We start from the raw sequence: 22,521 nt of genomic DNA, 5'->3' as shown, positions 1-22,521 counted from the left end.
TATCAAATCAAAAATGTTTTTGATCGACAAGAAATTTTTTATACAGAAAAATTATTTCTATACAAAATATAAATTATTAAATTCATTTTATGTTTGACTTAATAAATTTATATTGCTATTTACACACGTTTTATAACTTTAGATTATTTGTTGTTATTTCTGTCAGTTACGCTTGACTTTTATTGTACTTACCGTTCTTTATTCTAGTTAACATAACGTTTATTTTTAACATAAAAAAATCTCCCTCACCTTTAGGAAGATTTTTTAGCTTGCTAGTATTTCATTTATATATTTTTTAATAACAATCCCAATTGTAAATAACATTGGAAAAATCTAGATTTATTAAATCGTCTTTCTTTATAAAGAAATTAGCAACACCAGAATCTCCCCACATAATATTTAATGAATCATCTGTATCAATTTGCAACAATAACATGTCATGTTGCTGGTATTTTTCTTCCCATTCCCTTGGATCTGTCTGTGTGAAAAATGGATAACCACCAATTTTATGTCCTTGATCTTTACATAAATCATCATACAGTTCGCCTAATTCAGTATGATTTTCTTCATCAACAATTTCTTCCCAATCAATTTTCTCACTAAACATCTTTTCAAATCGATAATCCCTTGATGTTACGGGTTGATAACCTAATTCAAACTTTAATTTCGCTGCTTCAGGTATGATAAAGTCCTCTAATTCTGAAGTGTTTAAATAACTAAAATCAGTAATTACCTTATTTAAATCTTCTATAATTGTCGAATGATACATAATTCGAAAGTCTTTTTGGATTGTTGGATGATCAAAATCTGCTCCGTAAAGTTCATCTTCAGCACTTACGAAAAACTGTAGCATACCTTTTTGTGGCATATATTCAACATGGGGCATTTCTTCAAAGTTTAGCTGCGCAAGTAACATCATAGGTTGTCCATTTGAATCTTTAGGATGCTCTTGATCGATAGGTAAATACGGATAACCACCAAACTTACTCTCAAAAAGCGTTGTCTCTGCTTTCGCTCCAGACACTTTAATATACGGCTTCACACTTTCTTCTAAAATAGTACGATACTGCTCTAGTTCTTTCGGAATTTGAAACTGATACGTATTCTTCATTACATTTGCCTCCCTTTAATAATGAATTGAAAATGCCGTACTTAATTATATAGCAAAAGATAGCTTCATTGAAAATTGTTAAAAATCCGTTTTCACCCTCGTTTTTTGCGCACTTGGTGGACAAAGTAGATTATGTTCTAAAACCTTTTTATTAATAGTTCGAATTAAATCCGCTGCTTCTGTAGTATTTGTATTTTCTTTTAGCTTTTCTTTTAAATCATCAATTTCCTTTGAAAGCTCAATCCACCTAGGTAAAACATGATTATTCTTTAACGTTCTATAAAGTTGCTTTTCAGGATTGTAAGAAAGATCATTATCAAGATTAAGAGGCTTCCCTTTACCGGGTAAATTATCAAAAGACCCTTTCTTTTCTGCTTCTTTCACGATAGAACTAATATGATCCTCATACGTATAAGACCAAACTTTCTCATCTTTTACTAATATCTCTTGCTTTTTTAGTTTTTTATCTAGTTCTTCTTGATTCATAGACTCTCTCTCCTTTTTAATTTAGAGTGTTGTTTTTGTAAGTTTTAATGCTTTCAATCCATCGAACAACTTTTCTCGCCACCAAACAACGTCATGTCCGCCTTGAAACTCTTCATAAGTAATTTGGCACCCTTTTTCTTTTAAAGCTTTATACAGGCGTCTATTAGCCGTTAAAAGAGGTTTGTTTTCAAGTTCTCCTGCTGCTATGTAAAAATGAGGTTGACTCGTATCGGAATCTATAGATGAAATTTGATTTTCAATCCAAGAAATTTGATTTTCATAACCATCCTTTTTCCAATGCACAGATCCAGACATTGACAACACGTTTCCGAAAACATGTGGATTTTGAAGTGCTGCATAAAAAGCTGCTAAGCCACCAAGACTGAAACCGGCAATTGTTGTATGTTTCGCTTCTTGATGCACACGATACTTAGCGTGAATCCACGAAAGTAATTCCTCCGTTAAAAATGTATTCATTTTATCGTTATAAGTTAGCTCTTCTAGCCGATCAACAGGATCTATAGCAACAGCAATACAAGATGAGATTTCTTTTGCGTGAATTAAATAATTGAGTGCTTTTGCGATTGAAAGGTTATTAATGAATGAATTTCCATCAAACACAATGAGAAGATCTTGAAGATGTGAAGTGTGCGAATAGTCATGAGGCGTATAAATATGAATTTTACGTGTGTTATTTAAAATCGTACTATGAAAAGAATATGTTTCAATTTTTCCGGATGGATAATGATCTGAAGGAAAACGACTGCTATACTGCACTTCCATCCCTATACTTAACACTGATGCTTTATTAGCACCTTCTTCAAATGTATTTCCATTAAATCGGTCTAGTTCGTACTGTTCACTACGCTTTATCCAATCATTTTCGAAAAAATCGTTTACTGAAAAATAGTAAGTTGAAATAAAACTCTTATCCGTCCTAAACGTTTCATACCATATATCTGTCTGTACAACCTTTTTAATTGATTTACAGACAGATCCCAACCAGGAAAACTACCGAATACATAAACATTTTCAGTTTTTTGGTCTCCTAACCATATATACGTTATAAGCTTATACTTATTATCTACAGGACATTGTTCTATTAGTGGCGTATTATTCGACTTTATTTCATGTAAAAAAGTATAAAAAGCTGTCTCATTTCCATTCTTTAATTGATTATTAAGCTCCTCTAACTTAGGACTAATTACTGAAGTCACCCATCTTCCTCCTTTGTATTTCTTTTCACTAGATTGCTTTTATAAAAATTAGGATTAGGATGATATGTATTTAGATGAGTTATTTATTAGAAAGTTTATCAATTGCCTGAATAGAAAGTTCCAATGCTTTTATCCGTCTTGTTAAAAATGTTCTTTGCGGACTACCAACTTTAGACTTATCATAAGCCCTCTCAATTGATGGAAGTAAACCAACAAGGACATTACGAGCTTCTGCTAACTCTTCTTGACTATACTGGTAACTTTCTTGATTCCAAACGTTTTCTAGTACTGCTAACCCTACACAAACGGCTTTAAGTCGTTTTTTCACTAATGTAGTATTTGCACCTTTTTGAGTCATTTGTAATAGTGCATTTTCAAGTTTACGAATAGTCGATTGTAAAGATGTTATTGATTCTGATTTACCTATATTTGATCCGTTTTCCATTTTACTGTTGTTCCTCCTGGCTTAACTTATTTAATACTGGATATAATAAGTACTTGATTTCACTCGAAATATTTTATCATAAATAACAAACGATATTCGAGTTGGACAATCCATTATAGGAAAACAATCGCTAAATGCCTCTCCTCCCTTACTTCATTCTATAAGTACTTCTTTCTGCACATTAAAATTCCTATATAAGCAAGGTATAAATATTGTCTTTTTTATGAACAAAAAACGCACAAGCAGCATAACTTATCCGTTTTAATTTTCATTCAGTAAGATAATATAGTAATAGTTTTCGCGCTTTCTCATAATTAATGAAATCTCTATACAAAACGGGATACTTCACAATTTCTGTTTCTATAGAACGATATTGCGTAAACCGTTCAAAAAACGATTTCCTTAACCACTTTATTTGCTGAAACGTAATGTTCTGTTCGTTGCCATTTAGTACAGAACTTAAAGTACCTGCAGTATGCATCCAATAATGATTAAAATCAGCGTTTATACAGTCATCATCTGTAAATTTACTTTTTAAGTCTCGTTGCAATTTTCCTGTAGCACGATACGGAAACGGTTTATACAGCAGACTATGCATTTTCTGCAATTCATTAAAAATAACCATTTTACCTAATAGCAACTTTCCTCCCCTTTATTTCTCTATCCAACTTAATAATTTTTCATAATGATATTGAGCATCTTTATAGCCAAGATTATATAAATTAACTAGCTTTTCTTTATTTCTTTCTATTCCGCTTATAGGAATTTGTGAGCTAGGCTGAATTACATAAAAATTATCTTTCTGTTCGTTGCCATTCATATAAGTTACGGTTTCATTATAATAACGATAATGTTCTACTAAATGTTCTGCGATTTTCGGATATTTACTATATAAAATTTTAGCCAGACCAGAAAATTTATTCCGCTGTTTCTCATATCCTTCTGGCTTTGTCATAATCACGACGTTCTTTTGATAACCATCAGTTTGGGCTTTTAAAACCGGTATAGGATCTATAATCCCTCCATCTAGCAATTTTCGATTATCATATTCTACAGCAGGTGCTATAAAGGGGACCGAGCTTGATGCACGAATGATTTTTAAAATATCATTGCCATGTTCTATTTTATTGTAATGAACTGCTTTTCCTGAATTACAATCCGTCGTTCCTATAACAAACTGTTCATTTGAGTTTAAAAAAGTTTGAAAATCAAATGGTACAATTTTATTCGGTACTTCATCAAATAGAAAATCCATTCCAAATAACTCACGTTTTCGAATCAAATTTCGATAAGATATATAACGGTGATCTGATACTAACTCTGTATTTACTTTTTTATTCCTTCCTTTTTGACGTGATAAATAAGTTGCGCCCATACATGCACCAGCGGATACGCCAACTACATACGGAAAGAATAAGTTCTTTTCCATAAAATATTCGAGTACGCCTGCAGTATATAGACCTTTCATTCCTCCGCCCTCTAATACTAAACCTATATTTTTCATGCTATATCCCTCTGCTTCTTTTTTCTTACTTACATGTTAACACAAGATTTTAAGACGAGGTTATATAAACGAATTGCAATAATAACCAGAAACTACTAAAGTAATGTCATAATTTCTTAGTAAATAGCATGGTACAATATAAGTAATACATTCCACAATTAACCGAGGAGGAATTTCATATGGGTTTATTTAGCGGTATTTTAGGAAATGCATCAAATGCGAGTACAGAAAGTGTAGAACGTGATTTAGAGAAGATTATGTTAGATGATGAGAAAGTTGAACATGCTTATAAATTAATTCGTGATTTAATCGTATTTACAAATCGTCGTCTTATTTTAGTAGATAAACAAGGGATATCAGGTAAAAAAACAGAGTATCATTCTATTCCTTATAAAAGCATTACACAATTTAGCATTGAAACAGCTGGGCATTTTGATTTAGACGCTGAGCTTAAAATTTGGGTATCTAGTTTGAGTACACCAATTACGAAAGAATTTAAAGGTGACGATAGTGTTTTAAGCATTCAAAAAGCGTTAGTAACATATACGACGAAATAATTCTTTTTGTATATTTATTCAGTTATAAAATTACTAACCCGAGTATTTTGGAAGAACATGCATAATTTTTGTATATTTAATCTCAAATAACAGAAAAAGGTAAAACGTATTTCAAATACTTTACCTTTCTTTTTTGTAATAAATAAGTGTAGTTTTATCATTTAATTTCTTTATTACTTCTGTTCTTTTATACCCCATTTTTTCATATAGAAAACAATTTCTTTCTTCTTCTAAAATTGTAGCAAGTTCAAAGCTCCGTGCTTCTAAAAACATCTCTTCAATTAATTTAAGTACCTTCTGAGCGATTCCTTTCCCTTGATAGTTTGGATGAATGAACATTGGACTAATCCAAAATTTATATGGTATTTCTTTTTTGGAAATGCATATCGCTCCAACAAGGTTAGAATCTATTATCATTTTATAATAGTTACTGCTGGGATTATTTATCCTTAAAATCGTTTTTTCAATAGATTCATTTGCTGGATTTGTTTCATAGTCTTTATATTTATTTAATAAAGGGTTAAACGAGTCTATTTGCATTTGAAATACAGCTGCAGCATCATTTTCTGTCGCCTTCTCTAAAGTAATATCCATGTTACCAATTTAGTCGATTTCTTAATGAAGTTATATGCGCTGTATGATGACGTCCATGCCATGCATATAGTCCAATTGCAGCAGCAAGTTTTGTTTCACCAGTATCTGGATGGTTAAATGTCTTTTCTAGATCTTGTAGTTCTAGAGAATATAAAAGGTTAACCCATCTTTTATGTAACGATTCTAGCATTACTAGTGAAACGTCTACTGGTAATTTAGAATCAGGCAGTTCTGCCCACTTCTCTTCTTTATATGGTTTAATAGTAGGATTCTTTTCTGTTAGTGCTAATTTAAAGCGTATGTAGCTATTCATATGGCTATCAACAACGTGATGAACTACTTGACGAACCGTCCATCCACCAACTCGATATGGTGTGTCTAACTGCTTCTGATCTAAATCTTTAATTGCTTTTGCTAGTTCATTAGGTAAATCTTCAATTTCCTGAATCCATGTATCAATCATTTCTTCAGTTATAGGACGTTTGTATGTAAATTGCCCAATTGGATAACGTAAATCATTCATGTATAAGTCCCCCTTTAATATAAGCGCGAAGTATTTCTCCATATATAATGTACAAAATTCACATGTTCTCCATTTAATTCTACAGAATTTGTATCTGCTTCGTCTTGATAAGAAGAAAACCCGCTTTTTTCTAATACGATTTGTGATGCGAGATTATTAGTAGTCGTTTTAGCATGAATCTCATTAATTTTATTACTTTTCGCTACGTCTAAAACTAATTTTACAGCTGTTGTTGCAACTCCTTTTTTAGTAAACTTTTCTCCGACTCGATATCCTAGCGAACTGCTTCGAGTTTCTGTATCAATAGCTACTAAATTTATTCGTCCTACAATTTCTTTTTCTTCATTACGAATTAAATAAAAATAAGAATCTCCATCCGCCTGTTCTATTAATAAATCGTCTAGTAGTTTTTGGAAATATTCAAAATCGAAATATTGCGAGCCACGATTTGGTACCATTCTTTCAAAAAAAGATTTATTCATAAGTTCAAACGTAAATAAATCTTTAGCATCGTGTTTCTTTAATTGTTCTATGTATATTTTCATTTCGATTACTCCTTCTATATTTACTAACTGTTATATATTCTTTTTCAATCAATTAATTTCCTTCTATTTCTTTCGCTTCAGTAATACAGCAAATAGCACTTTGGGATGAAATAGGTGCAATGGACTACGAATTAAATTCATCACTCTTACTAATCGAATATAAACGTCAGAGTCAGTTGCAGATAGTTCATATATTTGTTTCGTATACCATAGCTGAAATTTTTGCTTTATCGATAATTTTCTTGTTAGCTGAGGATGACGTGATATTTCCGTTGTAGTCATTTCCCAAGGAGTTTGTATGATATGAGCGGTCTTTTTATAAAATCGCTGTGTAAATGTTTTATCAAGCTTTTGTCTCTTTTGCAAAAGTAACTGCAATTGGTGAGCTTCCATAGCTGCAACTGAAACACCTTGCCCAAAAACAGGATCAAAACGACAATGTGCATCCCCAACTACTAACAACCCTTCTGGTAAATGATTAACTAAATCAAATCGCCGACGTACTTGATAAGGAATTTTGTAAGTTTTGATATGTGAAATTGCCTCAGCTTTATTTAGAAAATCTGTCACATTAGAAATTGATAGGTTTTCAGCAAAATCATAAAACTCATCATCTGTTTGTGGTGCTTTCTCATTTGCATATCCGCTGAAAGTAACAAAATAGCGATTATCCTCAATCGTTTGAATAAGAACACCATACGGATTGTCAGGGAAACTTGGAGACATTAGCATATTACAACAGTCTAATTTCTCATTTTCATTGAGTTTAAACATTCTAGTTGCGTAAAACAAATCAATGCGCACTTTCTCTTCTTGCACTTCAATATTGTATTCACGTAACCACGCTATACTTTTTGAACCGAATCCACTTGCATCAACCACAATATCTGCTTGAATTTCTTCTTGTGTGTCAGTCTCTAAACATTTTGCTTTTACTCCACATACTTTGTTAAGTTTTCCATCTATTAATAACCCTTCAATCAATGTCTCATATTTAATAGTAATATTAGAAACCTGATTTATTCGTTTTTGAATATGCCATTCAAGCAAAAATCTACTTTGTTGAATCATATGTACTTCTCCTGTGAATGGTTGTTTCCATAAACCAAATTGATGCCATTTTAAATCACGAGTAAAGTTATTTACGATACTACCTGCTTCAATTAGTTCATTAGTGATAGTAGGAAACAATTCTTCAATAGCTCTTTCTCCACCTTTTAATAACACATGAGGATGATTACTTTGTGGAACTCTTTTTCTTGAAGATATTCCATCCCATCTTTCACCGGCTTCTATAATGATTACTTCTTTAAAAGCAGTTGATAATGCTTTTGCTACGAGTTTTCCTGCGATACTGCCGCCAATAACGATAGCTTTATTAAACATATTTTCCCCCTTAATAAAAAGAGATCCTGTCTTTTATGAATGAAACAGGATCTTAAACTAATTAACTTCTTTACCATTATAATTAAAATACATGAGTATATTGCAACGTTAAAATTAAAATGCCTAATCCCCATACGTAATACGCGAATACTTTTAAGGAGTGACGTTTTAAATATTGAATCATCCATGAAACGGCTATATAACCGAAAAACGCTGCTGATAATGTGCCGACGATTAAAGATGTACTAGAAATAGATTCTGCTTTCCCTTGATAAACATCTGCTAATTGCAAAATGATAGCTCCGACAATGGCTGGCGTTGATAATAAAAAAGAAAAGTAAGCAGCAGTTTCGCGGTCTAACTTCCTCCATAATGCAGCAACAATTGTCATACCAGAACGAGAAATTGCTGGGAAAATAGCAGCCGCTTGAAATGAACCAATGATAAATGCATCTTTATATGTAATGTCGTCCATTTTTTTACGACCATTCTTTTGTTTATCGGCCATATATAGAAAGAATCCTGTCACTAAAAACTCCCATCCAATCGTAATACCTGTTTTTGAAATATCCTCAAAAAAGTCTTTAAATAACAATCCGATTACAACTGCGGGTATCGTCCCGACAATAAGTAGTAGCATTAGTTTCGAAAATGGATTTTTAATTAAATATATAAATTCTTTTTTGTAATAAATAAACACTGCAAGTAAAGTTCCAATATGGAGCATCGTATCTAAAAATAATCCCGCTTCATCTAGTTGAAACAAATGCCTCCCTAAATAAAGATGACCTGTACTACTTATCGGTAAAAACTCTGTTAAACCTTGTATGATCCCTAATATAAAAGCTTCTAACCAATTCATGATGGCCCCCTTTCTCGTTTGCTTGTACCAATATATGAAGGTTAAATTTTCGATATGAAAAAAACTATATTTCTCTATGAATTTACTTTTATTTTATAGATATATATGTAAAAAGAGATAAGGAGGGTTACTATGTGGCAACATACGAAATTCGGTAATGTATTACTGTGGGCAGGACCTATCCTTGTGTTTATAGGGTTATGTATGACAAATGTTATTTCTGATATTCCTTTCTTTGAGGGAAAACATAAATCAATTGGCATTGTACTTATATGTATAGGTGTATGCTGTTTTATTGTTGCTAATCATTTAAAAAAAGGAGAAAAATATGAGGACTAAATTTAAATAAAAAACAATCCCAGTATATGCGCTAGGATTGTTTTTTTATTACTTATTTATAGAATACTTTATCAACGTTATATTTTGCTTTATATTCATTAATAATGTAAGTTTCGTAAATTTCTCTTTCTGTTGGATCTTCTACGATACATGCATCAATGCGGTATACTTCATCACGGTGATTTTTAATTGGTGAAACATTGTCTTCAAAATGCTTCTTAATACGTTGTCTAATTTTACGAGCTTTACCTACGAAAAGAAGTTCGTCATTAATATTGTAAAACATAAAAATGCCGCCTTTATCTCTAGGAAACAAGTGGAAATCGATAAATCCATTAATTGGAGTAATTATTGGCTCGTCTCCTTTAATAACTTGTTTACGTTCAGTAATTGAAACATCAGCTTCAGGAATATTAATTTTAATCAAGTTCATTCACGTCCTCTTTTATTATAAAGATAAATAATAGCATACATATGTAAGAAAAGCTACGTTCAGAGGCATATTTCATTTTATAATTCAAATATTATAGGAGTATCATGTAAACTCTTCTTCCAAATCATATGATCGCTTGATTCTCCCCAATACTCCTTCAGTACATAACTAGGTTCTCCAAACTTCTTCGTCCATATACTTTGCGCTTTTTTGTATCCACTATCTAAACAGTATTCTGTTATTCCTCTGCTAAGTAACGTAATATACATTGCATGTAGCAATAAATTGCCTATGCCATTTCGTTGATATTCAGGTAGTACAAATACAGTTCCTATTTCATATAAATCTTTAAACACACCACCTGTACAACTATTAATCAATGTACTCGCTGGGCCGATTTCAATTGTTCCAATGATTTTATCGTTACTTATATCAATTGCTAATAAAAAGTAACGACTTTCTCCATTACTCTCCAAATCATTTTTCAAATATTGTTTTTTCGTGTTAATTTCATTTTTTATGTCATCTAATAATTGTGATAACCCTTCATTTTTAAATGTATCAGTAATAACAAGACGAAAAAACATATTCAGTTCATCTACATCATCCGAATTTGGTCTTCTAATTTTAACGTTATACACGACTTGAATCTCCAATCTTTAAAAATATATGAGAAATTGTTAAGACCATGCTTTATATACTCTATTCAACATTATTTTACAAATGCCTGCATAGATCCAGCAGTATAGAAAGCTCAGAATAAATATTAATAGAATAATTTTTATATCCAAAGTTGTATGAACAGTAGGACCTAATACAGGAAATCGAAAGATATCAAGTACAATCATAATACCTAGAAGTAGACATATTGCTGAAAAGGAAACAATCCAAATCCTTCTCTTGAATTGTATAAAGGATACTCCTAACGCTATACCTAATAAACCTGTAGTAAAAGGAAAGACAATTAGTTCGCTTGGCTCAATAATAAATAATAGGAGAATAGTAAGAATGTAAGAAAGTATTCCCGTGCGAGTAGAATAACAAATAGCGAAAAATATAGGCAGCGTCGCAAAAGGACTAATAAATAAGCCTATACCAGGGATTAGGTTCCCGGCAGATTGAAAAATAGCAGCAAGTGAACCGAGTAACGCTGTAATGACTAACCTCTTTGCTGGCGTCATCTTTCTTTTATGAACAAAATTCGCATCATGCGCGATCATCGGTTGATACCAATAGTTTCTAAATTGATTCATCAAAATCCCCCTAAAGATATCTAATTATACAGTGGACGATTATATAATGAATAATTCCGAGAGTGTCTATCATATTAAGGAACGATTTCAAAAATAGTACCTTTGTTCAAATCAGTTACTTTCATAGAACCGTAAACTCCTAAATATAATCTAGTTTGATCCAAATTTGTTCCTAAACTCATAAAATAAGCTGCCTGCTCACCGAAATCATAATGGGTTTCAATAACATGAAAGTCAGTATGTTTACCATGCGTACCAGCTCTAGAATAAGCTAACGCACCTTTTACTGAAGACTGCGATTTTTCTTTTTTAGCAAGATCAGTAAACACAATACTACCAGTCAGACCAGGAATTGCAGTTCCCATATACGGTTGAACGCCAGTAAGTGAAGTTCCGTCAAATTTATCCGGTCTGGAATCTTTATGATAATAACTTATTAGAGGTTGAATACGATTTACTGATGTTACTATTGTTTCATTATAATAAGCCGTTATCCTTTCATCTAAAGTTGGATTCTCAGAACAGTGCCTTATAAAAGAAGTAGGTAATTCCCCTTCCCATCCTCTCCACCCAAAATTAATAAATCCATATTGATCAGGAGTATCTCTCATTAAATGGATTTGAACGATTTCGGTAACTGGTATTGATTTATATAGAACAAAAGAAAAAATAGACTCTACAATATCTTGTCCGACGTTACCGGCATATTTGATATATTGATTATGCAACCTTTGGAATGAAATACCTGTTATATTACGTACGCCTTTTGCAATTACTGTAAGTGTTTCTTGTATAGATAAAGGAAGTTCATTAAAGCGTGTAACTACTGGAGGATTGGTTATGAATGTATCTCTACTTACATCGATTTCAATTATTTTACCCGCTATTTCTAAATCATCCTGGCTCAAATTAAACGGATCATAGCCAGAACCACCATCTCCATTAGTAAAAACAAGTTTTCCAGTCTCAGGTGAAAAGTTTAAGCTATTTACGCCGTTATGATTAAAAAATGGCCGTTTTATATTAAGTAATGTTCTTCGCTTTTGAGGTTGGCCATTTGATTGTAAAACCCATTCTTCAACTGTATCAATATGATCATATTGAGTATCTCTATTTGTCCACTTTAAATTTAAAGTTTTCGGGTCACAAGGATTCGGTTTAAATTGTTCTGAAAGCGAACCTGGTCCTTGAGTTCCAGCCATTGAATAATGAAGGTAAAATAAGCCGTTATGATTAAATTGTGGATGGAACGCTAGTCCCAGCAAACCGCGTTCATCATAACCGCTACTAGAAACACCTTCTTCAAATGTACCTAATTTAATAATTCGGTGACGAATATTTAAAAATGTCTTTATAGCTCCGTCTCCTATGTAAAAAACCTCTCCTAATTGAGTTGCGATAAATAGTCTTTCGATCGATTCACCTGGAAGTATAGCTGTTTTCAATACAGTCGGTAAATTTACTTTATGAACGATGGGTCGTAAACGAACCTTAACTTTTGTCAATTAACTTTACACTCCTTGTTATTCTTTTTAATAGAAGAATATGATGAGAGTAGTTAAATTAGTATCAAAACTATAGACGTAAAATTGTGATATCCCTGTTTGTACAAGTCTGTTTTCTACTTAGCATCCATTAACTTACATTCCTTTTTATTACATTTTTGATATAATATAAGTATAAAATATAAATTAGGGGGATAATTCATGGCAATCTTACTACAAATCATCGTACCACTTATATGTGCAATATACTTATTTACCCTCTATCGTAATAGTACTATTGGAAAAGCTGCTTTCCTCTTAGCAGTCGTTATTGGGATTTTCGGTTTAGAAAATATTTTTCAATATGCTAGTTTAACAGACCATACTGTTTATCCGTATTGGGGGAGTTTGAAGGCTGTAATCTTTATTTTATCAGTGGTGTTTTTATTCAAAAGAACCCCTACTCCATATAATAATTAACAATTATTCATGTTTATTTAAAGCTGATTTTCAGAAAGGGGTTATGCAATGAGAGCACCATATCAAGTATTAATATTTCCTTATATAATAATTGGAGATTCTATTCAATACGCTATTTTTAACCGAAGTGATTATGGTTATTGGCAAGGAATAGCTGGTGGTGGAGAAGATGGTGAAACTCCTATTGAATCAGCAAAACGAGAAGCGTTTGAAGAGGCTGGTATTATAAAAGAATGTCCCTATATAAAATTAGATTCGGTTTCTTCACTACCTGTAGAGGATGTAGTCGGAGGATTTCTTTGGGGAGAAGATGTTTATGTAATAAAAGAATTTTCTTTTGGAGTTAAAGTTTCTACAAAAAATATTTCATTATCTAAAGAACACTCCAATTATAAATGGTTATGCTTTGAGGATGCAGTAATGCTTTTGAAATGGGATAGTAACAAAACAGCATTGTGGGAATTAAACAAAAGGTTATCAAAGCAGTTAAAGAATTAGCTATAAATAAAAAAGATTAGGAGCGAATCCTAATCTTTTTTATTATTCAATTGCACCAGCAACGTCATAATCATTTAAATCTAATTCAATTGGTTGTCCGAGTGCTAATTTAGCAAGTTCTGAACCTAAATATGGACCAGCTGTTAAACCTGAAGCTCCTAATCCGTTTGCAACAAGAATACCGTCGAAGTTAGGAAGTGGTCCGATAACAGGTAAGAATCCTGGTGTAAATGGTCTAAACCCAACTCTCGTTTCAAGCATAGTACCATCTTCTAAACCAGGTGCAACTGCTAATGCTTTATGGAATACTTCATGTAAACCACCAGCCGTAACACGATGATCGAAGCCAGTTTCATTTTCATGAGTAGCACCAATTACGACATGACCATTGTCAAACGTTAAAATGTATTGATCGTTTGGCGGCATAACAACTGGCATATTTTCGGTTGCTGTATTTTCCGTTTGCAAATGAACAATTTGTCCTTTTTGGAACGTAACTAAGAAATTGATTCCTAATGGATTCAAGATTTCATTCGCCCATGCCCCTGCAGTTACAATTACCTTTTCTGCTACCATTGTTTCGTCATTTACTTTAACTCCAATAATATCATTACCTTCACGGACTAATACTGCGTCTCCTTTTATAAAAGTTGCGCCATGTTTTTTTGCAGCACTTATTAATGCGTTACGTAATGATCTTCCGTTTACTCGTGCAGCGCCACTAATATGAACAGAACTATATTCTTCTGATAATGCTGGGAATATTTTTTTCGTTTCTTCAGCTGATAAACGCGTAATTTCACCAATCTCGGGTGCATCTTCACGTCGTTTATAAGCGCGCTCTTCCATTTTATCTAACTTTTTCTCATCAGTATGTAAACTAATTGCACCTACACGTTTGTATCCTGTATCCGTTTCACCGTCTGCCTCTAATTGTTGGATTAACGAAGAATAGTAACGTGCACCGCATTTAGCGATTTTATACCACGCTTTATTACGACGCTGTGAAAGCCATGGACATACAATACCGGCTGCTGCATCCGTTGCTTGACCTACTTGTTGACGATCCACGATAGTAACGTTCGCGCCAACCTTAGCAAGATGGTAAGCAGTAGACGCTCCTAAAATTCCCGCTCCAACTACAATATACGATTTCATTTCAAACACCTTTTCTCTTTTACTAATTATATAAATATAAGAACATCCCTTAGTATAATGGAAGGAATACTTTTTTCAATGTACTCATCGCAATTAATTGTTGCATCATTGTGACTTTCCTAATCTTATTTTTTCTTTTTGCGGAATAAATCAATTGTTTTATATCCTTGTGAAAGAATTTCAATCATTTTCTCAAGACGTTTTTCACGTGTTTTTTCTTGTTTTACAGAAAAAAGATTACGTGCCCAATCTTTTTTGTATCCAGGTGTTAAACTTTGATAAAACTTAAGTTCATTTGGATAATTAGCCAATAAAGCTTCAACATCTTGAATTCGATCTGCATAATCAGCTACACATTGGCTCATTGCAGGCGTTTTCGTCGCTTTTTTCTTCTCACGCTTTAAACCTACAACAGTAAAGATGTCATCCATACTTACCATTCGCGCAAATTTAATATCGCTTTCTCCCACATATCCATCTTCTCCAACGTTTAATGCTGGAAACATCTCATCACGGTGAATAAACGTACTGTAGCGAGAATTACCTTTTTTCGGATATGCGAAGAATATGTATCCTTTTTCAATTAATAATTCTTCATTACTAATAATATAATTCGTTTGTTTCACCATTTCATCCAATGTTTCTACAAAAATAAAAATGGCATCGTGTTCTTTTGAAAATACAGTTTCTTTTCCTGTAAAAACTTCGTAATCACTTGGCTCGTTAATAACAACCATATTCGTATACTTATTAAGTTTCAATTTATCGATAATTGACATGAAGATCTTCCTTTACATTCAAAATTCATTGTTATACTTTTTCATACTGTTCTAGTGTATTATATCTATTAAGAAAATCAAACTTTAATAGTTGTTTTAAATTAAAATTAATAAAATAGCCGGTTCTGAACAAGAACCGGCTATTTGTTTTATCATAACTCAATAGCAAATAAAGTATATAAAAGCTCTCTATATTGATCTTCTGTAATTTCACGTTTCGTTTTTTCACCATGAACTATTTCAGTGAAACTAGTATTGGTTAAAGAGACATGGCCAGATTCCGTCAATTTGACTGCAATTGGTCCTTTATTGAAAATAGATTTCTCATCTTCTACTACTCTTTTTTGAACATCATTCACTACTGCCTCACCAATGATACGATTATAAAAAGCATGACATACTTTCCACTCACCGTTCGTATCTTTTCTTTCTAGAACGTAATTCCCTTTACTCGTATCTTTTCGTCTCACTCGATACGTACCATTTTTAGAAGAAACAGACTCACCAGTAAAAGGTACAGGGACTAGAGGTACTAATGAAGCAATACCTACATCAATTACGTATCGTACGTTATCATAATTTAGAATAATCGTTATATGCCCATCCTCGAGTGCCCAAGCGTTTATATCATTTTTATATACGGTACCTAATGCGAGTTGTACATTATAACCACAATCTTTTAAAAAGTAGTAAAAAAGAGTATTTAATTCATAACAAAGTCCACCGCGGGATCTAGTTAAAATTTTATCCTGTAAATTTTCCATAGTAATTGCATTCGTATTACGTGCTATTACATCTAAATTCTCAAATGGTATAGTGTGTGCAAATGCAAAGAGAATTGTATTTAATTCCTCAAATTTCACTTCAGTACGCTTTGCAAGATTCAATCTTGTAAAAAGCTTATGTTGTAGACTTGTCATAGTCAGCACCCCTTAAAATGTATAAGTTAAAATAGTATATGCTGATTGTAAATTTAAAGGGGTACTGAAACAATGTACATTTCGTTTAACTGTACCGGTACAAAAAGTCTAACCAACAAGATTACTTAAGATAAGAAGCTACGAATACAAATTTAATAGTTTGTCTATAGGTAAATTATTATGATCGCTTAAATCAACAAAATATTGAAGTTGCCACATTTGGCTCTTTTTAGCTTGGTTGCTAACAGGGGTATCCCAAATCGGATAAATCCTCATAGCCATCTTGCCTTTTTGCTTTTGTGTTCTCAAGATTTTTTCCTTAAGAAGAATCTCTTTAGGGAAGATAAATTGTCCTAGTTTATTATCATCTATACAAGTGATAACTAATAAGTCAGGAGCAGCGTCATAAGAAAACGCTTGATTCTGCATATTGTCATCTTTCTCCCAAAAAGAAACAAATTGACCAATTTTATTAGGAGTAATTTTGGATTTTCTAAAACGAATGGTTTTGTTATTTAAGTGAAATAAATATCCCGCATATTCTGCGTTTTGCTGTTCTTCTTTTAGATTCGTGATTATTAATTCGTTAGGTTTGTAAATTATATTGTTTAAGTTTTGTATCGTATCATTATAACTGTTCAAGAAAACTCCCCCTTTATTCATTTCTTAGTTTAACACAAACATCAGTTCTTATATGTTATAAATAATAAGCGATGTGAAAAAGAGGGGGATTTTACTGGGGTATTGTTATTACTTTAATGTACTTAGTTTTTCAATTGCTTGTTGTTCAGTTGCTAAGTAAAAAATATCTTTACCTTTATTACATTCATAAATAAAACCCTTTAAGCTTTTACTAGTATACATAGAGAAATCTCCAACAATAGCAATCTTTACTCTGTAATTTATAAACTTTTGAAGAATATCGCCTGCAAGACATGTTTTTAGATCAAAGAAATCTTCACTTATTAAAGATTTATGGATAATAATATGCTTCGCATCTACCTCATATTGAACAGTTGCCATAGTATTTAATGCAGATTGAACATCGGATATTAATACCTTATCATTTCTAATGACTGCAATATTGATTCCATCGATTACTACTTTCTTTATTTCCATAGTCTCACCCCTTTATAATTTACACAGTATGAATAAAATTGTTTTACAAAACTTCGTATTAATCATAGATTAAATTAGCCGTAGCTATTAAAATCGCCTCTATTTTTTTTATTGTAAATATATTTTTTTATTACTAATACGGTCAATGAAATTAATGATAGTTTCTCTTTTTTATATTTTCGAATATATATATGAAATTACTTTTACTTGTTATAAAAATATCGTGGAGTAACATAACTTAACAAACTATCCAAAGTGTTAATCTCGGCATATGGTTGTATTTTGGTAGTATTCTTGATTTTCTGAGGGTTAAACCACACGCCTTTTATATTTGCATTTTGAGGACCAGCAATATCCTTTTCTAAGTCATCCCCAATAAATAATACATCATCTGGTTGCACATTAAGCTTGTTTAATGTTAGTTCGAATATACGCTTATCAGGTTTACTAAACCCCACTTCTTCAGAAATAATAATTGTTTCAAAGTAATTATTTAAATTTGTGTTAATTATTTTAGCCGTTTGCCTCTGCGTTGATCCATTTGTTATAATTCCAACTTTTAAGTGCTTCTTTATGTGATTTAAGAAATGGATAGTGTTTTGGTCTATCGAAAAACATTTAGGGAAATTTTCATTCCAAAAATCTTGGATATAATTGCGTGGCAATCTATATTCCGGTGCAAATTCATCAAATAATGATTCTAAAACTATCGTTTTATCACTATTGCCGTATTCTCTTTTATCGTATTCTTTGAATTTCAATAACATATTGTTTTTGATCGTATCACTAACATCCTCATAACACTTTTCTAAAACTAATAAAAACAATTTATCTACTGCCTTATCCCTATCAAGTAACGTATCATCTAAATCAAACAGCATCGCTTTATAACCCATCAAATAATTTCACAACCTTTCTCACATGATTTAATAATCCCTTGTTCGCACCTTAGGCCTTTACTAAATTAGCAAAAAAACTAAAAATTTTGTGGCATACGCTCTAGAATTTCGCTGGCTTCTTTTATATTTAAATTCATCTCCCTTTCCCTTTCTAGTAAAGTATCGAAAGTATATTTTCAAACAGCTAAAAAAACTACATACATTTTACATTATTATACATTAGTTTTTTGTAAATATTAATCGTTCAGCTTTTTATATGATAAGTTTTTTCAAGCACACAAATATTTCTCCATAAAAAAGGAATATGGGTAATAATACTTTTTTATGGAGAATACACAATCTTGAAAATGGAGTTAATACGTTAAACGTCCTATGAAGTTTCCTACTGTATCTCCACATAAACTACAGATAGTACGGCTATAATGACTACCAGAGGTGATATTATGAAAAACTATCATATCCTCGTGGTTGAGGACGATCAAGAAATTCAGGAATTAATTAAACAATTTTTAATGACACAACAGTATACAGTGGTAGTTGCTTCAGATGGACTAGAGGGTATGACACAATTTAATAAGCAATCCTTTGATTTAGTTCTTCTAGATGTAATGATGCCCAATCTTAATGGATTTGAAGTTGCTAAAATGATTCGAAGTCAGTCAAACATACCAATTATTATGCTAACTGCGTTAGAAGAAGAGGAAGATCAAATGAAAGGGTTCGATCTTGGGATTGATGATTATATAACAAAACCCTTTTCGTTTCATGTTTTGATTAGACGAGTCGAAGCTGTACTTAGAAGAAGTTATGATAAAAATGTAAATAATTATTTGGTATTTAAAGAAGTGCGCATTGATGTTGATGCATATAGAGTATATGTAAATGATGTTGAAATTTTGTTAACGACAAAAGAGTTCGAAATTCTACAACTACTATTTCAAAATGAGAGAAAAGTACTTACAAGAGAAAATATCGTAGAAAAGGTTTGGGGATACGATTATTTTGGAGAAACACGAATAATAGATACACATATTAAAAACCTACGTAAAAAACTAGCTATCCCCTATATTAAAACAATAAAGGGGATTGGTTATAAAATTGATGAATAAAATTTTAAAAGTCATGAAGATGAAGCAAATTACTTATAAACTCTTTATGACTACATCTCTCATTTTGTTATCCTTTGCAGTATTAATTTATTTAACTTTATATTTCTTTCTCCCTACGTTTTATGAGCAATACAAAACAGATCAACTTCAAACAGGGATAAAAGAAATAATTGATAAGTCCAAAAATCTTACGTTTCAAGATGCGATACCACTTTTTGATGAATACGCAAAAAAAAATAACGCGATGCTTTCGCTTCAAAATAAAGAAGGAATAATTATTTACTCGCCTTCATTTTCTTTTATTCAAAGTGGTACACAAACAACAGTAGTTACTAAAGCAGCAAGATTTGAGAATGCAGGTACCATTAGCAATTCATATAATGTTACGGAACCAATTCAATTCCAAGATGGTAGTTTAACGCTTGTAGTGTTCGCAACATTTCAACCGATTGATGAAGCTTCGCAAGTATTAGTGCGCTTTCTCCCCTATATTAGTATCATTGTGATCGTAATTGGTATAGGGAGTGCTTATTTCTATTCCAGGTTTATTACAAAGCCACTTATTTATATTAACGAGGGTGCACAAAATATGGCAAATTTAGATTTCTCCGAAAAAATTGAGGTTCGCTCTACAGATGAGTTAGGAGAATTATCTAATAGTTTGAATGACATGTCTATTAACTTACAACAAGCTATGTTTGATTTAAAAAAAGCAAATGAACAATTAAAAAATGATATTGAAAAAGAAAGAGAAATAGAAACAAAACGCAGAGAGTTTTTTGCGATTGTAGCACATGAATTAAAGTCCCCTCTTACTGTAATGAAAGGATACTTAGAAGGGATGATATACAATATTGGCCCTTATCAAAATCGTGATCAATATTTAAAGAAAAATCATCAAATTATTGAAAGTATGGAACAATTAGTTCGTGAAATTTTAAGTATGTCAAAGTTAGAACAACATACATTTAAACTAAAAATAGAAGAAGTTAATCTTTCAAAGTTAATAGGTACAATCACAAAAGATCTCGAATTTTTCGCTTCTCAAAAAAGCATCCAAATAATAAAAGAAATTGACTCTGACCTTTCTGTTTATACAGATCGTGTACTTTTTGAAAAAGCATGTAAAAATATTATCCATAATGCAGTTATGTATTCACCATATAATGAAAAAGTCTATATAAAGTTAAGTAAGGATTCTAAACAAGATCAAATTAAAATGCAAATTATAAATACAGGTATCAATATTAAAGATGAAGATATACAACAAATTTTCAAACCATTTTATCGAATTGAAAAATCAAGGAATCGAAATACTGGCGGAAGTGGTTTGGGGCTATATATTGTTAAACAAATTCTTGAAACGCTAAATATAAAGTATTCTATAAAAAATATGGAACATAGTGTGCAATTTTGCATGAACATTCCTTTATCTAAACAACAAACAAACAAACTCCCCTCTTAGTAGGACGAGTTTGTTTGTTTTTGTAGCAAGTATAATCTTATTAGGAATCAATAAGGGGGACTTTTCGTTTTTTAAGCTCTTTATTTCTACCATCCAACTTTATTAAGTGGAGTTTGCGATGCTTAAAAACAAAGTTAATAGATATGTTAAAAACCTTAATCATAAATGGAACAAATGTGTTACTTAGATTGTCTATTACGTATAAAAAAGGTATTCTTGGTAGTCCTCTCATTTTGTAATGCAAGAAATACAAGAGAAGTGCTATCCAGTACATTTGTTAATTGTATAGGTATGTAAAATACTTATACAAAATCCATATATTCTTGAAAGAGGTTGAAAATGTATGATAGTTTCAAAGAAGGTTTTTCACATTGCACAATATAAAAAGATGCTACCTGTAGTATTACTTTCATGTGTAATGCTTATAAGCTGTTCCAATAATATTCAATCCGAACCATCGAAACAAACCAAACAAGAAAATATAAGTAGGCATTCTTTTGTAAAGCTTGAAAAAGAATATGATGCTAAACTTGGTATTTATGCATTGGACACAGGTACGAATCAAACTGTTACTTATCGTTCAGATGAACGCTTTGCATACGCATCTACCCACAAAGTCCTTGCTGTTGGAGCACTGTTACAAAAGAAATCAATAGAAGATTTAGATCAAAAAATTAAGTATACCAGCAAAGATCTTGTGAATTACAATCCAATTACTGAAAAATATGTAGATACAGGTATGACTCTGAAAGAGCTTGCGGATGCTTCCATTCGATATAGTGATAATACTGCACAAAATCTTATTCTTAAACAATTAGGTGGGCCAAGTGAATTCAAAAAATCACTGAGAGAAATAGGAGATACTGTCACAAATCCTGAACGTTTTGAACCAGAAGTAAACGAAGTGCAGCCAGGAGACACTCGTGATACTAGTACCCCAAAGGCATTAGCTACTAGTCTTCAAGCATACGCGCTAGGCGATATACTTTCCATTGAGAAACGGAACTTTTTAATAGATTTGATGAAAAGAAATACTACGGGGGACAACTTAATCCGTGCTGGAGTTCCAGGAGAATGGGAAGTAGCCGATAAGACCGGCTCTGGGTCTTATGGAACAAGGAATGATATTGCAATCATTTGGCCACCAAATAAAAAGCCAATTATTCTTGCGATACTTTCTAATCATGCGAAAGAAGATGCGAAATACGATGATAAACTTATTGCAAATGCAACTAAAATAGTGTTAGACGCTTTAAAAGTTACAAATAAATTATAGTAATGAATTTAAGCTGCTCCTACTTTACGGCACATATAGTTTTAAATACTTGTACTTATCTAAACGCTAAGAAATGTAA

General features: G+C 31.9%; 26 protein-coding genes and 2 pseudogenes. 7 read left to right on the top strand and 21 right to left on the bottom strand.

Going from position 1 to position 22,521, the window contains the following annotated elements; all coding sequences use genetic code 11:
- Window positions 1-295: 295 nt before the first annotated feature.
- The 6 genes and pseudogenes from AC1Q8N_RS02995 to AC1Q8N_RS02970 all read right to left on the bottom strand — a co-directional run bounded on the left by AC1Q8N_RS02995 (window position 296) and on the right by AC1Q8N_RS02970 (window position 4,763).
- Window positions 296-1,111 carry a YwqG family protein gene (locus tag AC1Q8N_RS02995; protein WP_493521060.1) on the bottom strand — a complete coding sequence of 272 codons (816 nt, stop codon included), beginning with the start codon at window positions 1,109-1,111 and terminating at the stop codon, window positions 296-298.
- A gap of 78 nt (window positions 1,112-1,189) precedes the next feature.
- A complete protein-coding gene (locus AC1Q8N_RS02990; protein WP_048547215.1) occupies window positions 1,190-1,597 on the bottom strand; it encodes a DnaJ family domain-containing protein in 408 nt (135 codons plus the stop codon).
- A 21-nt stretch (window positions 1,598-1,618) separates the two neighbouring features.
- Window positions 1,619-2,814 (bottom strand): annotated as a pseudogene (locus AC1Q8N_RS02985) (alpha/beta hydrolase).
- Window positions 2,815-2,893: 79 nt separating this feature from the next.
- Window positions 2,894-3,259 (bottom strand): hypothetical protein, encoded by a 366-nt coding sequence (locus tag AC1Q8N_RS02980; protein WP_493521059.1) that lies wholly within the window; start codon window positions 3,257-3,259, stop codon window positions 2,894-2,896.
- A gap of 268 nt (window positions 3,260-3,527) precedes the next feature.
- A complete protein-coding gene (locus tag AC1Q8N_RS02975) occupies window positions 3,528-3,899 on the bottom strand; it encodes a YxiJ-like family protein (RefSeq protein WP_098077408.1) in 372 nt (123 codons plus the stop codon).
- A 12-nt stretch (window positions 3,900-3,911) separates the two neighbouring features.
- Window positions 3,912-4,763, bottom strand: a complete 852-nt coding sequence (locus tag AC1Q8N_RS02970) for a patatin-like phospholipase family protein (protein ID WP_493521058.1) — start codon at window positions 4,761-4,763, stop codon at window positions 3,912-3,914.
- A 179-nt stretch (window positions 4,764-4,942) separates the two neighbouring features.
- Here AC1Q8N_RS02970 and AC1Q8N_RS02965 point away from each other — a divergent pair, with 179 nt between their 5' ends.
- On the top strand, window positions 4,943-5,320 hold the full coding sequence (locus AC1Q8N_RS02965) for a PH domain-containing protein (protein WP_000522465.1): 378 nt from the start codon (window positions 4,943-4,945) through the stop codon (window positions 5,318-5,320).
- Window positions 5,321-5,440: 120 nt separating this feature from the next.
- On the opposite strand, the pseudogene AC1Q8N_RS02960 reads toward AC1Q8N_RS02965, so the two are convergent.
- The 5 genes and pseudogenes from AC1Q8N_RS02960 to AC1Q8N_RS02940 all read right to left on the bottom strand — a co-directional run.
- Window positions 5,441-5,914, bottom strand: a pseudogene (locus tag AC1Q8N_RS02960) (GNAT family N-acetyltransferase); the annotation flags it as partial.
- A gap of 1 nt (window position 5,915) precedes the next feature.
- Window positions 5,916-6,437 (bottom strand): YfiT family bacillithiol transferase, encoded by a 522-nt coding sequence (locus AC1Q8N_RS02955; protein ID WP_098077411.1) that lies wholly within the window; start codon window positions 6,435-6,437, stop codon window positions 5,916-5,918.
- Between the two features lie 14 nt (window positions 6,438-6,451).
- Window positions 6,452-6,982 (bottom strand): GNAT family N-acetyltransferase, encoded by a 531-nt coding sequence (locus AC1Q8N_RS02950; protein WP_098642422.1) that lies wholly within the window; start codon window positions 6,980-6,982, stop codon window positions 6,452-6,454.
- A gap of 63 nt (window positions 6,983-7,045) precedes the next feature.
- Complete coding sequence (locus AC1Q8N_RS02945; protein WP_098077415.1) at window positions 7,046-8,368, bottom strand: FAD-dependent oxidoreductase; 1,323 nt, start codon at window positions 8,366-8,368, stop codon at window positions 7,046-7,048.
- An 82-nt stretch (window positions 8,369-8,450) separates the two neighbouring features.
- Entirely contained in the window at window positions 8,451-9,230 is a 780-nt protein-coding gene (locus AC1Q8N_RS02940) for an undecaprenyl-diphosphate phosphatase (protein ID WP_048547231.1), read from the bottom strand.
- Between the two features lie 132 nt (window positions 9,231-9,362).
- On the opposite strand from AC1Q8N_RS02940, the gene AC1Q8N_RS02935 reads away from it, so the two are divergent.
- Window positions 9,363-9,569 (top strand): hypothetical protein, encoded by a 207-nt coding sequence (locus AC1Q8N_RS02935; protein ID WP_000267713.1) that lies wholly within the window; start codon window positions 9,363-9,365, stop codon window positions 9,567-9,569.
- Between the two features lie 52 nt (window positions 9,570-9,621).
- Here AC1Q8N_RS02935 and AC1Q8N_RS02930 read toward each other — a convergent pair whose 3' ends face one another.
- From AC1Q8N_RS02930 to AC1Q8N_RS02915, 4 genes are all read right to left on the bottom strand, one after another.
- Complete coding sequence (locus AC1Q8N_RS02930; RefSeq protein ID WP_001048941.1) at window positions 9,622-10,002, bottom strand: nucleotide excision repair endonuclease; 381 nt, start codon at window positions 10,000-10,002, stop codon at window positions 9,622-9,624.
- Window positions 10,003-10,079: 77 nt separating this feature from the next.
- The gene (locus tag AC1Q8N_RS02925; protein WP_098077418.1) at window positions 10,080-10,643 is read right to left on the bottom strand and encodes a GNAT family N-acetyltransferase; all 564 of its coding nucleotides are present in this window, start codon (window positions 10,641-10,643) and stop codon (window positions 10,080-10,082) included.
- Between the two features lie 39 nt (window positions 10,644-10,682).
- Window positions 10,683-11,255, bottom strand: a complete 573-nt coding sequence (locus AC1Q8N_RS02920) for a YybS family protein (RefSeq protein ID WP_098077420.1) — start codon at window positions 11,253-11,255, stop codon at window positions 10,683-10,685.
- 74 nt (window positions 11,256-11,329) lie between these two features.
- Window positions 11,330-12,760, bottom strand: a complete 1,431-nt coding sequence (locus AC1Q8N_RS02915) for a PQQ-dependent sugar dehydrogenase (protein WP_098077422.1) — start codon at window positions 12,758-12,760, stop codon at window positions 11,330-11,332.
- A 201-nt stretch (window positions 12,761-12,961) separates the two neighbouring features.
- Here AC1Q8N_RS02915 and AC1Q8N_RS02910 point away from each other — a divergent pair, with 201 nt between their 5' ends.
- A complete protein-coding gene (locus AC1Q8N_RS02910; RefSeq protein ID WP_087984460.1) occupies window positions 12,962-13,219 on the top strand; it encodes a hypothetical protein in 258 nt (85 codons plus the stop codon).
- Between the two features lie 48 nt (window positions 13,220-13,267).
- Window positions 13,268-13,717 (top strand): NUDIX hydrolase, encoded by a 450-nt coding sequence (locus tag AC1Q8N_RS02905; RefSeq protein ID WP_098077425.1) that lies wholly within the window; start codon window positions 13,268-13,270, stop codon window positions 13,715-13,717.
- Window positions 13,718-13,759: 42 nt separating this feature from the next.
- Here AC1Q8N_RS02905 and AC1Q8N_RS02900 read toward each other — a convergent pair whose 3' ends face one another.
- From AC1Q8N_RS02900 to AC1Q8N_RS02875, 6 genes are all read right to left on the bottom strand, one after another.
- Window positions 13,760-14,875 (bottom strand): NAD(P)/FAD-dependent oxidoreductase, encoded by a 1,116-nt coding sequence (locus AC1Q8N_RS02900; protein WP_098642423.1) that lies wholly within the window; start codon window positions 14,873-14,875, stop codon window positions 13,760-13,762.
- 125 nt (window positions 14,876-15,000) lie between these two features.
- A complete protein-coding gene (locus tag AC1Q8N_RS02895; RefSeq protein WP_098077432.1) occupies window positions 15,001-15,654 on the bottom strand; it encodes a YdeI/OmpD-associated family protein in 654 nt (217 codons plus the stop codon).
- Window positions 15,655-15,806: 152 nt separating this feature from the next.
- The gene (locus AC1Q8N_RS02890; protein WP_098642424.1) at window positions 15,807-16,574 is read right to left on the bottom strand and encodes an arylamine N-acetyltransferase family protein; all 768 of its coding nucleotides are present in this window, start codon (window positions 16,572-16,574) and stop codon (window positions 15,807-15,809) included.
- Between the two features lie 138 nt (window positions 16,575-16,712).
- Complete coding sequence (locus AC1Q8N_RS02885) at window positions 16,713-17,216, bottom strand: MepB family protein (protein ID WP_141545784.1); 504 nt, start codon at window positions 17,214-17,216, stop codon at window positions 16,713-16,715.
- 108 nt (window positions 17,217-17,324) lie between these two features.
- Window positions 17,325-17,693: a DUF4180 domain-containing protein gene (locus tag AC1Q8N_RS02880; RefSeq protein WP_493521057.1), complete on the bottom strand. Its 369-nt coding sequence runs from the start codon at window positions 17,691-17,693 to the stop codon at window positions 17,325-17,327.
- Between the two features lie 203 nt (window positions 17,694-17,896).
- Window positions 17,897-18,589 carry an HAD family hydrolase gene (locus AC1Q8N_RS02875; protein ID WP_141519980.1) on the bottom strand — a complete coding sequence of 231 codons (693 nt, stop codon included), beginning with the start codon at window positions 18,587-18,589 and terminating at the stop codon, window positions 17,897-17,899.
- Between the two features lie 446 nt (window positions 18,590-19,035).
- Here AC1Q8N_RS02875 and AC1Q8N_RS02870 point away from each other — a divergent pair, with 446 nt between their 5' ends.
- The 3 genes from AC1Q8N_RS02870 to bla all read left to right on the top strand — a co-directional run bounded on the left by AC1Q8N_RS02870 (window position 19,036) and on the right by bla (window position 22,442).
- Window positions 19,036-19,701 (top strand): response regulator transcription factor, encoded by a 666-nt coding sequence (locus AC1Q8N_RS02870; RefSeq protein WP_000800743.1) that lies wholly within the window; start codon window positions 19,036-19,038, stop codon window positions 19,699-19,701.
- Complete coding sequence (locus tag AC1Q8N_RS02865) at window positions 19,694-21,166, top strand: sensor histidine kinase (protein WP_098077579.1); 1,473 nt, start codon at window positions 19,694-19,696, stop codon at window positions 21,164-21,166. The genes AC1Q8N_RS02870 and AC1Q8N_RS02865 overlap by 8 nt, the downstream gene beginning before the upstream one ends.
- A 343-nt stretch (window positions 21,167-21,509) precedes the next feature.
- The gene (gene bla, locus AC1Q8N_RS02860; RefSeq protein ID WP_098077449.1) at window positions 21,510-22,442 is read left to right on the top strand and encodes a class A beta-lactamase; all 933 of its coding nucleotides are present in this window, start codon (window positions 21,510-21,512) and stop codon (window positions 22,440-22,442) included.
- Window positions 22,443-22,521 lie beyond the last annotated feature (79 nt).

The sequence above is a fragment of the Bacillus sp. GW823-FHT06B01 genome, from assembly GCF_058952315.1.
Note: the sequence above shows the minus strand (reverse complement) of the source record. Positions and strands in the feature narration are given on the sequence as shown.

What these genes read in the sequence shown, in the direction of transcription:
- AC1Q8N_RS02995 (WP_493521060.1), bottom strand. Translation starts at nt 1,111, where the DNA reads ATGAAGAATACGTATCAGTTTCAAATTCCGAAAGAACTAGAGCAGTAT.
- AC1Q8N_RS02990 (WP_048547215.1), bottom strand. Translation starts at nt 1,597, where the DNA reads ATGAATCAAGAAGAACTAGATAAAAAACTAAAAAAGCAAGAGATATTA.
- AC1Q8N_RS02980 (WP_493521059.1), bottom strand. Translation starts at nt 3,259, where the DNA reads ATGGAAAACGGATCAAATATAGGTAAATCAGAATCAATAACATCTTTA.
- AC1Q8N_RS02970 (WP_493521058.1), bottom strand. Translation starts at nt 4,763, where the DNA reads ATGAAAAATATAGGTTTAGTATTAGAGGGCGGAGGAATGAAAGGTCTA.
- AC1Q8N_RS02965 (WP_000522465.1), top strand. Translation starts at nt 4,943, where the DNA reads ATGGGTTTATTTAGCGGTATTTTAGGAAATGCATCAAATGCGAGTACA.
- AC1Q8N_RS02955 (WP_098077411.1), bottom strand. Translation starts at nt 6,437, where the DNA reads ATGAATGATTTACGTTATCCAATTGGGCAATTTACATACAAACGTCCT.
- AC1Q8N_RS02950 (WP_098642422.1), bottom strand. Translation starts at nt 6,982, where the DNA reads ATGAAAATATACATAGAACAATTAAAGAAACACGATGCTAAAGATTTA.
- AC1Q8N_RS02945 (WP_098077415.1), bottom strand. Translation starts at nt 8,368, where the DNA reads ATGTTTAATAAAGCTATCGTTATTGGCGGCAGTATCGCAGGAAAACTC.
- AC1Q8N_RS02940 (WP_048547231.1), bottom strand. Translation starts at nt 9,230, where the DNA reads ATGAATTGGTTAGAAGCTTTTATATTAGGGATCATACAAGGTTTAACA.
- AC1Q8N_RS02935 (WP_000267713.1), top strand. Translation starts at nt 9,363, where the DNA reads ATGTGGCAACATACGAAATTCGGTAATGTATTACTGTGGGCAGGACCT.
- AC1Q8N_RS02930 (WP_001048941.1), bottom strand. Translation starts at nt 10,002, where the DNA reads ATGAACTTGATTAAAATTAATATTCCTGAAGCTGATGTTTCAATTACT.
- AC1Q8N_RS02920 (WP_098077420.1), bottom strand. Translation starts at nt 11,255, where the DNA reads ATGAATCAATTTAGAAACTATTGGTATCAACCGATGATCGCGCATGAT.
- AC1Q8N_RS02910 (WP_087984460.1), top strand. Translation starts at nt 12,962, where the DNA reads ATGGCAATCTTACTACAAATCATCGTACCACTTATATGTGCAATATAC.
- AC1Q8N_RS02905 (WP_098077425.1), top strand. Translation starts at nt 13,268, where the DNA reads ATGAGAGCACCATATCAAGTATTAATATTTCCTTATATAATAATTGGA.
- AC1Q8N_RS02900 (WP_098642423.1), bottom strand. Translation starts at nt 14,875, where the DNA reads ATGAAATCGTATATTGTAGTTGGAGCGGGAATTTTAGGAGCGTCTACT.
- AC1Q8N_RS02895 (WP_098077432.1), bottom strand. Translation starts at nt 15,654, where the DNA reads ATGTCAATTATCGATAAATTGAAACTTAATAAGTATACGAATATGGTT.
- AC1Q8N_RS02890 (WP_098642424.1), bottom strand. Translation starts at nt 16,574, where the DNA reads ATGACAAGTCTACAACATAAGCTTTTTACAAGATTGAATCTTGCAAAG.
- AC1Q8N_RS02880 (WP_493521057.1), bottom strand. Translation starts at nt 17,693, where the DNA reads ATGGAAATAAAGAAAGTAGTAATCGATGGAATCAATATTGCAGTCATT.
- AC1Q8N_RS02875 (WP_141519980.1), bottom strand. Translation starts at nt 18,589, where the DNA reads ATGGGTTATAAAGCGATGCTGTTTGATTTAGATGATACGTTACTTGAT.
- AC1Q8N_RS02870 (WP_000800743.1), top strand. Translation starts at nt 19,036, where the DNA reads ATGAAAAACTATCATATCCTCGTGGTTGAGGACGATCAAGAAATTCAG.
- AC1Q8N_RS02865 (WP_098077579.1), top strand. Translation starts at nt 19,694, where the DNA reads ATGAATAAAATTTTAAAAGTCATGAAGATGAAGCAAATTACTTATAAA.
- bla (WP_098077449.1), top strand. Translation starts at nt 21,510, where the DNA reads ATGATAGTTTCAAAGAAGGTTTTTCACATTGCACAATATAAAAAGATG.